The sequence below is a fragment of the Cupriavidus sp. YAF13 genome (assembly GCF_052113425.1).
In the GTDB taxonomy this organism is placed as follows: Bacteria; Pseudomonadota; Gammaproteobacteria; order Burkholderiales; family Burkholderiaceae; genus Cupriavidus.
Window position 1 is genome coordinate 42,302 of sequence record NZ_JBFRDD010000054.1, and the last position, 11,250, is coordinate 53,551.

The 11,250-nt window shown below is 65.7% G+C and carries 12 protein-coding genes; 3 read left to right on the forward strand and 9 right to left on the reverse strand.

The features are described 5' to 3' along the window. Nucleotides 1-4: 4 nt before the first annotated feature. The 5 genes from trpD to rpe form a co-directional block, all read right to left on the reverse strand. On the reverse strand, nucleotides 5-1,033 hold the full coding sequence (gene trpD, locus AB4061_RS32250) for an anthranilate phosphoribosyltransferase (RefSeq protein WP_441640283.1): 1,029 nt from the start codon (nucleotides 1,031-1,033) through the stop codon (nucleotides 5-7). Between the two features lie 68 nt (nucleotides 1,034-1,101). Further along, a complete protein-coding gene (locus tag AB4061_RS32255) occupies nucleotides 1,102-1,671 on the reverse strand; it encodes an aminodeoxychorismate/anthranilate synthase component II (RefSeq protein WP_441640273.1) in 570 nt (189 codons plus the stop codon). Nucleotides 1,672-1,695: 24 nt separating this feature from the next. Beyond that, nucleotides 1,696-3,213: an anthranilate synthase component I gene (gene trpE / locus AB4061_RS32260; protein WP_150985644.1), complete on the reverse strand. Its 1,518-nt coding sequence runs from the start codon at nucleotides 3,211-3,213 to the stop codon at nucleotides 1,696-1,698. A 459-nt stretch (nucleotides 3,214-3,672) separates the two neighbouring features. Further along, a complete protein-coding gene (gph, locus tag AB4061_RS32265; protein WP_441640274.1) occupies nucleotides 3,673-4,404 on the reverse strand; it encodes a phosphoglycolate phosphatase in 732 nt (243 codons plus the stop codon). After that, the gene (rpe, locus tag AB4061_RS32270) at nucleotides 4,401-5,111 is read right to left on the reverse strand and encodes a ribulose-phosphate 3-epimerase (protein WP_006162583.1); all 711 of its coding nucleotides are present in this window, start codon (nucleotides 5,109-5,111) and stop codon (nucleotides 4,401-4,403) included. Before rpe ends, gph begins: the two co-directional genes overlap by 4 nt. Nucleotides 5,112-5,276: 165 nt before the next feature. On the opposite strand from rpe, the gene apaG reads away from it, so the two are divergent. Continuing rightward, the gene (apaG, locus tag AB4061_RS32275) at nucleotides 5,277-5,651 is read left to right on the forward strand and encodes a Co2+/Mg2+ efflux protein ApaG (RefSeq protein ID WP_006162582.1); all 375 of its coding nucleotides are present in this window, start codon (nucleotides 5,277-5,279) and stop codon (nucleotides 5,649-5,651) included. A 25-nt stretch (nucleotides 5,652-5,676) separates the two neighbouring features. On the opposite strand, the gene AB4061_RS32280 is transcribed toward apaG, so the two are convergent. Further along, nucleotides 5,677-5,904: a hypothetical protein gene (locus AB4061_RS32280; RefSeq protein WP_043349921.1), complete on the reverse strand. Its 228-nt coding sequence runs from the start codon at nucleotides 5,902-5,904 to the stop codon at nucleotides 5,677-5,679. An 88-nt stretch (nucleotides 5,905-5,992) separates the two neighbouring features. On the opposite strand from AB4061_RS32280, the gene mltA reads away from it, so the two are divergent. Further along, a complete protein-coding gene (mltA, locus tag AB4061_RS32285) occupies nucleotides 5,993-7,162 on the forward strand; it encodes a murein transglycosylase A (protein WP_441640275.1) in 1,170 nt (389 codons plus the stop codon). Between the two features lie 73 nt (nucleotides 7,163-7,235). Here the strand turns inward: mltA and paaK are convergent, their stop codons facing one another. From paaK to paaG, 3 genes are all read right to left on the reverse strand, one after another. Then, a complete protein-coding gene (gene paaK, locus AB4061_RS32290) occupies nucleotides 7,236-8,537 on the reverse strand; it encodes a phenylacetate--CoA ligase PaaK (RefSeq protein WP_441640276.1) in 1,302 nt (433 codons plus the stop codon). A gap of 63 nt (nucleotides 8,538-8,600) precedes the next feature. Further along, on the reverse strand, nucleotides 8,601-9,047 hold the full coding sequence (gene paaI / locus AB4061_RS32295) for a hydroxyphenylacetyl-CoA thioesterase PaaI (RefSeq protein ID WP_441640277.1): 447 nt from the start codon (nucleotides 9,045-9,047) through the stop codon (nucleotides 8,601-8,603). A gap of 47 nt (nucleotides 9,048-9,094) precedes the next feature. Next, nucleotides 9,095-9,907 (reverse strand): 2-(1,2-epoxy-1,2-dihydrophenyl)acetyl-CoA isomerase PaaG, encoded by an 813-nt coding sequence (gene paaG / locus AB4061_RS32300; protein ID WP_441640278.1) that lies wholly within the window; start codon nucleotides 9,905-9,907, stop codon nucleotides 9,095-9,097. A 206-nt stretch (nucleotides 9,908-10,113) separates the two neighbouring features. On the opposite strand from paaG, the gene AB4061_RS32305 reads away from it, so the two are divergent. Next, entirely contained in the window at nucleotides 10,114-10,890 is a 777-nt protein-coding gene (locus AB4061_RS32305) for an enoyl-CoA hydratase (RefSeq protein WP_441640279.1), read from the forward strand. Nucleotides 10,891-11,250: the final 360 nt, after the last annotated feature.

Consider the following 11,250-nt stretch of genomic DNA (forward strand, 5'->3'; position numbering starts at 1 on the left):
GGGCTTACTTGAACTGCTGCGTGGCGCGCACGAACTGGTCGAGCTTCTCGCGCGCCGCGCCGCTGGCGATGGCCTCGCGCGCGCGCTGGATGCCGTCCTCGATCGAGCTGGCCACATTGGCCGCATACAGCGCCGTGCCGGCGTTGAGCGTGACGATCTCGCGCGGGGTGCCGGGCACATCGGTGAGCGCTTCCAGCAGCATTTCCTTCGACTCGGCGGCATCGGCCACCTTCAGGCCGCGGTTGGAGATCATCTGCAGGCCGAAATCCTCGGGGTGGACTTCGTACTCGCGCACTTCGCCGTCCTTGAGTTCGCCCACCAGCGTGGCGGCGCCCAGCGAGACCTCATCCATGCCGTCCTTGCCGTAGACCACCAGCGCATGGCGCGCGCCCAGGCGCTGCATCACGCGTACCTGGATGCCGACCAGGTCGGGGTGGAACACGCCCATCAGGATATTGGGCGCGTCGGCCGGGTTGGTCAGCGGGCCCAGGATATTGAAGATGGTGCGCACGCCCATTTCCTTGCGGATCGGGGCGACATTCTTCATGGCCGGGTGATGGGTAGGGGCGAACATGAAGCCGATGCCGGTCTGCTCGATGCAGTGCCCGACCTGCTCCGGCGTCAGCATGATGTTCACGCCCAGCGCCTCCAGCACATCGGCGCTGCCCGACTTGGAGCTCACGCCACGGTTGCCGTGCTTGGCAATGCGCGCGCCGGCGGCGGACGCCACGAACATCGACGCGGTGGAAATATTGAACGTATGCGAGCCGTCGCCGCCGGTGCCGACGATGTCGACGAAGTTCTCGCGGTCCTTGACTGGCACCTTGTTGGCGAACTCGCGCATCACCTGCGCCGCCGCCGAGATCTCGCCGATGGTCTCCTTCTTGACCCGCAGGCCGGTCAGGATGGCCGCGGCCATCACCGGCGACATCTGGCCCTGCATGATCTGCCGCATCAGGTGCAGCATCTCGTCATGGAAGATCTCGCGGTGTTCGATGCAGCGGGTGAGGGCTTCCTGGGGCGTGATGGACATGGCGGTCTCGGTCTTTGCGTTGGTGTGGGCCGCGCCGGGGACGGGCGCGCTTGGCGTATCGAGCAGTCTCATCGGGGCGCCTTGACGAAGTTGGCCAGCAGCGCATGGCCGTGCTCGGACAGGATGGACTCGGGGTGGAACTGCACCCCCTCGATGGCGAGCGTCTTGTGGCGCACGCCCATGATTTCGCCATCCGGTGTCCAGGCCGTCACTTCCAGGCAATCCGGCAAGGTCTCGCGCTCGATCGCCAGGGAATGATAGCGCGTCACGTCGAAGTGCTTGGGCAGGCCGGCGAACACGCCTTCCTGCGTGGTCTCGATGCGGCTGACCTTGCCGTGCATGACCTGCTTGGCGCGGATCACCTTGCCGCCGAAGGCTTCGCCGATGGCCTGGTGGCCCAGGCACACGCCCAGCATCGGGATGCGGCCGGCAAAGTGCTGCAGCACTGCCACGGAAATGCCGGCTTCACGCGGGCTGCACGGGCCGGGCGAAACGCAGATATGGTCGGGCTTGAGCGCCTCGATGTCTTCCAGCGTGATTTCGTCGTTGCGATAGGTGCGCACGTCGGCGCCGAGTTCGCCGAAGTATTGGACGATGTTGTAGGTAAACGAATCGTAGTTGTCGATCATCAGCAGCATGGCGGTTCCCCTGTTCCCTTTACCTTAGATATCCGAGTCCAGACCGTCCTGGACCTGCTCAGCGGCGCGGATCACGGCGCGCGCCTTGGCTTCGGTTTCCCTCCATTCGGCTTCGGGGTCCGAGTCGGCAACGATGCCGGCGGCCGCCTGCACATAGAGATTGCCGTCCTTGACGATGCCGGTACGGATCGCAATGGCCAGGTCCATCTCGCCGCCGAAGGACAGGTAGCCCACCGCGCCGCCGTAGATGCCGCGCTTGCGCGGCTCCAGCTCGTCGATGATCTCCATCGCGTGTACCTTGGGCGCACCCGACAGCGTGCCGGCCGGGAAGGTGGCGCGCAGCACGTCGAGGTTGCTCATGCCGGGCTTGAGCGTGCCTTCCACCGAGCTGACGATGTGCTGCACGTGGGAGTATTTTTCGATCACCATCTGGTCGGTGACCTTGACCGAGCCGATCTCGGCGATGCGGCCGATGTCGTTGCGCGCCAGGTCGATCAGCATCACGTGCTCGGCGATTTCCTTGGGATCGTTGAGCAGCTCGGTGGCCAGTTGCGCGTCCTTCTCTGGTGTGTTGCCGCGCGGACGGGTGCCGGCCAGCGGGCGGATAGTGACGATGTGATCCTCGCGCTGGTCGCCGTTGCTGCCCACACGGCGGGTTTCCTGGCGCACCAGGATCTCGGGCGAGGCGCCCACGATCTGGAAGTCGCCGAAGTTGTAGAAGTACATGTAAGGCGACGGGTTCAGCGAGCGCAGCGCGCGGTACAGCGTCAGCGGGGAGTCGCGGTACGGCTTGACCAGGCGCTGGCCGATCTGCACCTGCATCATGTCGCCAGCCATGATGTATTCCTTGGCCTTGTGCACGGCGGCGAGGTAGTCGGCCTTCTCGAATTCGCGGTAGACGTCGGTTTGCACCGAGGGGCTGGTGATAGGCACATCCACCGGCTGGCGCAGCTTCATGCGCAGCTCGCGCAGGCGCTGGCGGGCGCGGGCGTAGGCTTCCGGCGTGGTCGGGTCAGCGTAGACGATCAGGTAAAGCTTGCCGGACAGGTTGTCGATCACGGCCAGCTCTTCGCACAGCAGCAGCTGGATGTCGGGCAGGTTCAGGTCGTCCGGCTTTTGCGTGTTGGCGAGCTTCTTCTCGATATAACGCACCGCGTCGTAGCCGAAGTAGCCGGCCAGGCCACCGCAAAAGCGCGGCAGGCCGGGGCGCAGCGCCACCTTGAAGCGCTTCTCGAAGTCGGCGATGAAGTCGAGCGGGTTGCCTTCATGGGTTTCCACCACGCGGCCATCCGTGACCACTTCGGTGCGCATGCCCGAGGCGCGCAGCAGGGTGCGGGCGTGCAGGCCGATGAACGAGTAGCGTCCAAAGCGCTCGCCGCCCACCACGGATTCCAGCAAGAAGGTGTTGACCCCGCGCGTTTGCGATTGCGCCAGCTTCAGGTACAGCGACAGCGGCGTTTCCAGGTCGGCGAAGGCTTCGGTGATCAGGGGGATACGGTTGTAGCCCTGCTCGGCCAGCGATTTGAATTCCAGTTCGGTCATGTCGATCCTCTTGTGCTGCGGCGCCTGCGTATCAGTATGGCGCACGCCGCGGTGTCGGCAACTTGGGGCTGGAAGGTCGTCAGACCCGCCCCGGAGAGACCATGGCGCGGACGAGTGTCCACGCACGGCCGGGGTGGGCGTGCAGCGCGTTCGGAAGACACCGGCGCAAGGGCTGGATGTCGGGCGGCTGGAAAATCAGAGAAGGTCCGGCAACCTGCCGGTCTGGCCGGCCCGTTCCTGGTGCGGATGCATCGCGGGGATGCGGGAAAGGGGCGGTCAGGAGACTCGCGAACGCACTTTACGCCTGTTGGGAGGCGCGCCAGCGACGCCAGGGCCAGGCCTGCCGATCACTGCCAGAAGAGATGCGTTTGCGGTTCAGAAACATGAAATCGTGTTCAGCGATTTATGGTTTGGATGTTGGGTGGTGCCTTGGCTTCGGCGGCCTTGCGGCCGCCGGGATCATGCCCGGTGTGCCGCCAACAGCTCGGCAACGCGAACAATGGAATCGACTATACCATCGGCGTCAACGCCTTGTACAGGATTGCCGTGGTTGTAGCCGTAGGGCACAAGCAGCACTCCCATGCCCGCCGCGCGGGCCGCCTGCGCATCGTTTTCCGAGTCGCCGACCGCGGCCATTTCGGCCGGCTCCAGGTGGAACACCTCCGCTACCTTGAGCAGCGGAAGGGGATCCGGCTTGCGCAGGGCGAAGGCGTCGCCGCCGTAGACCAGCTCGAAGAACCGGCCCAGGCCGGTCTTGGCCAGCAGCGGCTCGGTGAAGCTATGCGGCTTGTTGGTCACGCAGGCCATCCGGAGGCCAGCTGCCTTCAGGGCCGCCAGGCCCTCGGCGACGCCGGGGTAGACCTGCGAGAACTGACCGTTGATGCGCAGGTATTCGCGGTCGTACAGCGCCAGCGCATCGGCAAACATGCCGTTGGCGTGGGCCGGCGAGAAGCGCGCATCCAGCACGCGCCGGATCAGGTTCTCCGAGCCCTTGCCGACGAAGCTGACGATCTCTTCCTTGCTCATCGGCGCGGCGTTGCCAAGCTGCGGATGCAGGTGGACCAGCGCCTTCAACATGGCATTGACCGCCGCGTGGAAGTCGCCGGCGGTGTCCACCATGGTGCCGTCCAGGTCCACGATGACACCGCGGATGCCGCGCCAGTCGGTGCGCTTCATCTGCGCCGAGCTCATTGGCCTGCCTTGCCGACCTTGGCCAGCTCGCTGCGCATGGCCGACAGCACGCCCTTGTAGCCGCCGTCGGCGTCCGGCTTGCTGAACACGGCGGAACCGGCGACAAAGGTGTCGGCCCCGGCCGCGGCGATCTCGGCGATGTTGTCGATCTTCACGCCACCGTCCACTTCCAGCAGGATGCGGCGTCCGGTGCGCTCGGCATACGCGTCGATGCGCTTGCGCGCCGCACGCAGCTTGTTGAGCGTCTCGGGAATGAAGGACTGGCCGCCAAAGCCGGGGTTGACCGACATCAGCAGGATCACGTCGATCCGGTCCATCACGTGGTCCAGGTGGTGCAGCGGCGTGGCCGGGTTGAACACCAGGCCGGCCTGGCAGCCGTGTTCGCGGATCAGCGCCAGGGAGCGGTCGATATGCTCGCTGGCTTCCGGGTGGAAGGTGATGATATTGGCGCCTGCCTTGGCGAAGTCCGGAATGATGCGGTCCACCGGGCGCACCATCAGGTGCACGTCGATCGGGGCGGTCACGTGGGGGCGGATCGCCTCGCACACCAGCGGGCCCACCGTCAGGTTCGGCACGTAGTGGTTGTCCATCACGTCGAAATGGATCCAGTCGGCGCCGTCCGCGGTCACGCGCCGCACTTCCTCGCCCAGGCGGGCAAAGTCGGCGGACAGGATGGACGGGGCGATGCGGTAGGTGGGCGTGCTCATGGCGGGGCTCGAAAGGAGGGTGCTTCAAGGGGGAAGCCGGTATTTTACCCTCCCCGCGCGGGGCGCCGCTGCCGTCCGACAGGCAGCTTGCGGCGGCTTAGCTTGCCGCCCCCGGAGCCATGCCGCACAATGCGGCTACCCTGATCCCGCCCTGATGTGTCGACAATGAGCGAATACGCGTTTTCCGTGGCCGTACGTACCCAGTACCTGGCCGACCAGTCCGACCCTGAGCGCGGGCGCCATGCCTTCGCCTACACCATCACGATCCACAATACCGGCGAGGTGGCTGCGCAGCTGATCTCCCGGCACTGGGTCATCACCGATAGCGACAACGGTACCCAGGAAGTGGCTGGCCTTGGCGTGGTCGGGCACCAGCCCCTGCTCAAGCCGGGCGAGCATTTCGAGTACACCAGCTGGGCCACCATCTCGACCCCGGTGGGTTCGATGAAGGGCGAGTATTTCTGCGTGGCCGARGAYGGYCATCGCTTCGAGGTGCCGATCCCCGAGTTTGCGCTGGTCCTGCCGCGCATGCTGCACTGAGACGTTGTACTGAACGCGGCGGAACCTATTGGCCCGAAGCGCTGTCCTGATCCTGTTGGGTACGCGCCGTGCCTTGTCCCGCATTTCCTCCATGTCCCGCACGCGACGGATGATCGTCCGGAGCGCGGCTGGGGCGCGGGTTCTTCTTGGCCGTGCCCATGGTCCAGACCACGATGAAGATCAGCAGGAAGAGCGCCAGTCCGGCCTCGAGGGCGAAGAGCAGCATGGGATGGGCTTCAAAGAACTTGCTCATGACAGGGCTACGTGGAGGCGACGGTGGGCATTGTAGGCCATCGGCAGATGCGTCCGGCCGCGATACGCTGAGTTTTCACCCAATCAAGATGGCACACCTGCATTCCCTTTTCCGCTTTCCTTTTTCGTCTTCCCGCGCCTCGTCGGGACAGGCAAGTACCGCTGCCAGCGGCCGCCGGCTTGGCTGGCTCGGGCTTGCCGCCGCCACCACGCTGCTGGCCGGCTGCATGAGCGGCCCGCCGCCCCGCATTGAAGGCCCGGGCACCCGGCCCGTGACGCCGCCCACCGGTTCCACCCAGAAGGGCGTGCTGCAAGCCGCCAGCTGGGGCGAGATCGGCGGCTGGAGCCAGGACGACATGCGCGCCGCCTGGCCGGCGCTGCAGGCCAGTTGCCAGGCCCTGAAGAAGCGCGCCGAGTGGAACCGCGTCTGCGCGCTCGGCCTGATGGTCGACGCAGGCGACCTGGGTGCGATGCGCGCCTACTTCGAGTCCAACTTCCAGCCCTTCCGCGTGGTCAACGGCGATGGCACCGACAGCGGGCTGATCACCGGCTACTACGAGCCGATCCTGCACGGCGCACGCACGCGCCAGGGACAGTACCAGGTCCCGCTGTATCGCAAGCCGCCCCAATGGGGCAGCCGGCCGCTGCCGGCGCGCGGCGAATTGCTGCAGAACCCGGCCCTGCGCGGCCAGGAACTGGTCTGGGTGGATGATCCCGTGGAAGCGGCGTTCCTGCAGATCCAGGGCTCCGGCCGGATCCGCCTGCAGGACGGCAGCGTCATGCGGGTGGGCTTCGGCGGCACCAACGACCAGCCGTTCCGTTCCTTCGGCAAGTGGCTGCTCGACCGCGGCGAGATCACGCCGGCGCAGGCCACCATGCAAGGCATCAAGGCCTGGGCGCGGGCCAACCCGGGGCGCGTGGATGAGATGCTCAACGTGAACCCGCGCTTCGTGTTCTTCCGCGAGCTGCCGCCTAATAACGATGGCCCGGTCGGCGCGCTGGGCGTGCCGCTGACTGCCGAGCGCTCCATCGCGGTCGATCCCGCGACCATCCCGCTAGGCGTGCCGGTCTTCCTCTCGACCACGCGGCCGCTGTCGTCCGAGCCAATCCAGCGCCTGATGTTCGCGCAGGATACGGGCTCCGCCATCAAGGGCGGGGTGCGGGCTGACTTCTTCTGGGGGGCTGGCGATGCAGCTGGCGAGACCGCTGGACGGATGAAGCAGGGCGGGCGCATGTGGGTGCTGATGCCGCGCAGCTAGGGCATGAAAGCAAGGGCCGGCCATTCCTGGCCGGCCCTTGTTATTACCTCTCCACCTTCAGCGCTTCGGCGCTTCAGCGCGGGCGCTGGTCGACGATGCGCCTCGCCTTGCCCACCGAGCGCTCCACGCCGCCGCTAGGCAGGATCTCGATGCCAACGGTCACGCCGATAAACGCCTTGATGTCGTAGGTCAGCTGGGCGCTGGCCTGCTGCGTGGCCGCCGGGTCGACGCCATGCGCGCATTCCACGCGCACGGTCAGCACATCGAGATGGCCATCCTTGGTCAGCACGCACTGGTAGTGCGGCGCCAGTTCGGCGTGCTTGAGGATCAGTTCCTCGATCTGCGAGGGGAACACGTTGACGCCGCGGATGATCATCATGTCGTCTGTGCGGCCGGTCACCTTCTCCATGCGGCGGAAGGCGCCGCGGGCGCTGCCGGGCAGCAGCCGGGTGAGATCCCGGGTCCGGTAACGGACAATCGGCAGGGCCTCCTTGGACAGCGACGTAAAGACCAGCTCGCCGAATTCACCGTCGGGCAGCACCTCGCCGGTGATGGGATCGATCACCTCCGGGTAGAAATGGTCCTCCCAGATGGTCGGGCCATCCTTGGTCTCTGCGCACTCGCTGGCCACGCCCGGCCCCATGACTTCCGACAGCCCGTAGATATCCACTGCCGAGATGCCCATGCGCTTCTCGATGACCAGGCGCATCTCAGGCGTCCACGGCTCCGCGCCGAAGATACCGACTTTGAGGGAACTGGAGGTCGGGTCGATGCCCTGGCGCTCGAACTCGTCGGCGATGGCCAGCATGTAGCTGGGCGTGACCATGATCACTTCCGGCTTGAAGTCCTGGATCAGCTGCACCTGCCGCTCGGTCTGGCCGCCACCGAACGGGATCGCCGTGAGCCCTGCCTTTTCCACGCCATAGTGCGCGCCGAGTCCGCCGGTAAAGAGCCCGTAGCCGTAGCTGATATGCACCTTGTCGCCGCGCCGCGCGCCGGCCGCGCGGATCGAGCGGGCCACCACCGTGGCCCAGGTGTCGATGTCCTTCAAGGTGTAGCCCACCACCGTGGGCTTGCCGGTTGTGCCCGACGATGCATGGATGCGTGCCACGCGGTCCTGCGGCACGGCGAACATCCCGAACGGGTAGCTATCGCGCAAGTCCTGCTTGGTGGTGAACGGAAAGCGGGCGAGGTCGGCCAGCGTACGGATCTGGTTCGGGTGGACGCCGGCGGCATCGAACTTGTGGCGGTAGACCGGCGAGTTCTGATAGGCGTGGTTGAGCGACCATTGCAGGCGTTCCAGTTGCAACGCCTGCAATGCGTCGCGGCTGGCGGTCTCGATCGGCTCGAGCGGCAGATCTGTCAGGCGCGTCATGGTGTCTCCTGCGCGGGGCTTATGTTTGCTGGTATTTGTATTTATATTCGTCTGGGCCAGGCATCACTGCGCCGCGCCCGGCGGGGCGACCACATGCCCCTTGATCTGCGCGGACTTGCCGCGGAACATCGCCACCGGCTCGCCGGCGCGGTTGGTCACCCGGATATCGTAGATGCCATGCCGGCCCGACAGGACCTGCTCCGTGGCTTCTGCCGTCAGCACGTCGCCGCCGTGCACGGGTTTGAGGAACTCGATGCTGCAGCCTGCCGCCACCGTGTTGATATTGTGGCTGTTGCAGGCGAAGGCAAAGGTCGAGTCGGCCAGCGTGAACATCAGGCCGCCGTGGCAGATGCCGTGGCCGTTGAGGAATTCCCGGCGCACCGGCATGGACAAGCGCGCGTAGCCGGGCCGCACGGCCTCGACGATGATGCCCAGCCAGCGGCTGCAGGCGTCGGCTTCGTACATGCTGGCGGCGGCCGCTTCCGCGAGGGCCTGGGGATCGTGGGTCAAGCTGGTCTCCTGTTCGGGCTGTTGGCTGTGCCGGGGCATTGGCGATCCTATCGCCCGGTGAAGCGCGGTGCGCGTTTTTCCAGGAAGGCGTTCACGCCCTCGGCATAGTCGGGCGACGCGCCCAGCTCGCGCTGCAGGTCGCGTTCCAGGTCAAGCTGGGCATCGAGCCCCTGGCTCGCGCCGGCGTACATGGCTTGCTTGATGGCGGCCAGGGCGCGCGTCGGCTGGGCCGCCAGGTGCGTGGCCAGCGCCAACGCCTGCACGGGCAGCAGCGGATCGTCCATCGCCTCCCAGATCAGCCCCCACTTTTCGGCCTCGTCGGCGCTGAGCTTGTCGCCCGTCATGGCCAGGCCCATGGCGCGGGCCATGCCGATGCGCTTGGGCAGCAGCCAGGTGCCGCCCGAATCCGGCACCAGCCCGATCTTGACGAAGGCCTGGATAAAGCTGGCCGAGCGCGCCGCCAGCACCATGTCGCAAGCCAGCGCCAGGTTGGCCCCCGCGCCGGCCGCCGTGCCGTTGACGGCGGCAATCACCGGCAGCGGCAGCTTTTGCAGGCGCCGGACCAGCCGGTTGAACCACACGTCGATCAACTCGCCGAGGTCGGTCATGGCGCCGGGCGTGAAATCCAGGTCGGCCAGGTCCTGTCCCGCGCAGAAGCCGCGCCCGGCACCCGTCAACAGCAGGGCGCGGGCGCCGCCGGCCTCCACATGGTCGAGTGCCAGCTGCAGCACGGCGTGCATTTCGCGGGTAAAACTATTGAGCTTGTCGGGGCGATTCAGCGTGATGACCGCAACCTGGCCATGCCAGGCGAGCAGTATCGGGCCGGTAGTCAGGCTGGTCTGTGGGGGCGTATCTGGCATCTTTCGTCTCCTGCCATGTCAGTGGAGGCAATGTCTGGCGGCACGCGGCCACTCTTATATATAGGAGGGGCCGGATCGCCGTTTAAATTAACCGACCAGTCGGTCGGCAAATGGTAGCACTAATTTGCGCACGCGAGTATCGTCTCGCAGGGTAACGAATCGATCCACTTGCCGCTTTCCGACTTCCCATTCCAAGAGGAGAACACATGCCGTACGAGAACATTCTGGTGGAAACGCGCGGGCGCGTCGGCCTGGTGACGCTGAATCGCCCCAAGGCCCTGAACGCGCTCAATGACGCCCTGATGGATGAACTGGGCGCGGCGCTGCTCGCATTCGACGCCGATGAAGCCATCGGCAGCATCGTGATCACCGGCAGCGAACGCGCTTTTGCCGCGGGCGCCGATATCGGCATGATGGCCAAGTACTCCTACATGGATGTGTACAAGGGCGACTACATCACGCGCAACTGGGAAACGATCCGCCGCATCCGCAAGCCGGTGATCGCGGCCGTTGCCGGCTACGCGCTCGGCGGCGGCTGCGAGCTGGCGATGATGTGCGACATCRTCATCGCCGCCGATACCGCCCGTTTCGGCCAGCCCGAGGTCAAGCTGGGCACGATGCCAGGCGCCGGCGGCACCCAACGCCTGCCGCGCGCGGTCTCCAAGGCCAAGGCCATGGACCTGTGCCTGACTTCGCGCATGATGGACGCGGCGGAAGCCGAACGCGCCGGCCTCGTGTCGCGCGTGGTTGCCGCCGACAAGCTGCTCGACGATGCGCTGGCCGCTGCCGAGACCATCGCCGGTTTCTCGCTGCCGGTGGTGATGATGATCAAGGAGTCGATCAATGCGGCTTACGAAACCAGCCTTTCCGAGGGCGTGCACCTGGAGCGCCGTTTGTTCCACTCCACCTTTGCGACGGAAGACCAGAAGGAAGGGATGGCTGCTTTTGTGGAGAAGAGGGCGCCCGATTTCAAGCATCGCTAAAACTTGATAGGTGAATACCCGAGCAACTTCATCGGGTATTCACCTTCCGGTGCGGGTTAAGCGGGCTGTATTTTCTTTATAGATCAATGGGTTGTTCCCGCGCCTTCGGCATGCCTCGCATACTCATGTGACAAAACGATTGCCAAGGTCTGGGGAGGCGCATATGATTCGCCCCCTCGCAACACGAAACACCGCTGCAAAGCAGACGGGRCAAGGGTTGCGGGGTCGGCAGGGGTGGTTGGCGGCGCGCATGGCGCAGCGAGCTGAAGGAAAAAAACCTGTTGACGAAACGATGATCACGCTTCATAATCTCGTTTCTCTGCTGCAGCAAACGCAGCGACGCGGTAAGCAAAGCGAACC

Excerpts from the sequence above, each read along its gene's own strand:
- mltA (WP_441640275.1), top strand. The coding sequence starts at position 5,993 with ATGGCACACCTGCATTCCCTTTTCCGCTTTCCTTTTTCGTCTTCCCGC.
- paaG (WP_441640278.1), bottom strand. The coding sequence starts at position 9,907 with ATGCCAGATACGCCCCCACAGACCAGCCTGACTACCGGCCCGATACTG.
- rpe (WP_006162583.1), bottom strand. The coding sequence starts at position 5,111 with ATGAGCACGCCCACCTACCGCATCGCCCCGTCCATCCTGTCCGCCGAC.
- AB4061_RS32255 (WP_441640273.1), bottom strand. The coding sequence starts at position 1,671 with ATGCTGCTGATGATCGACAACTACGATTCGTTTACCTACAACATCGTC.
- AB4061_RS32280 (WP_043349921.1), bottom strand. The coding sequence starts at position 5,904 with ATGAGCAAGTTCTTTGAAGCCCATCCCATGCTGCTCTTCGCCCTCGAG.
- paaK (WP_441640276.1), bottom strand. The coding sequence starts at position 8,537 with ATGACGCGCCTGACAGATCTGCCGCTCGAGCCGATCGAGACCGCCAGC.
- gph (WP_441640274.1), bottom strand. The coding sequence starts at position 4,404 with ATGAGCTCGGCGCAGATGAAGCGCACCGACTGGCGCGGCATCCGCGGT.
- trpD (WP_441640283.1), bottom strand. The coding sequence starts at position 1,033 with ATGTCCATCACGCCCCAGGAAGCCCTCACCCGCTGCATCGAACACCGC.
- trpE (WP_150985644.1), bottom strand. The coding sequence starts at position 3,213 with ATGACCGAACTGGAATTCAAATCGCTGGCCGAGCAGGGCTACAACCGT.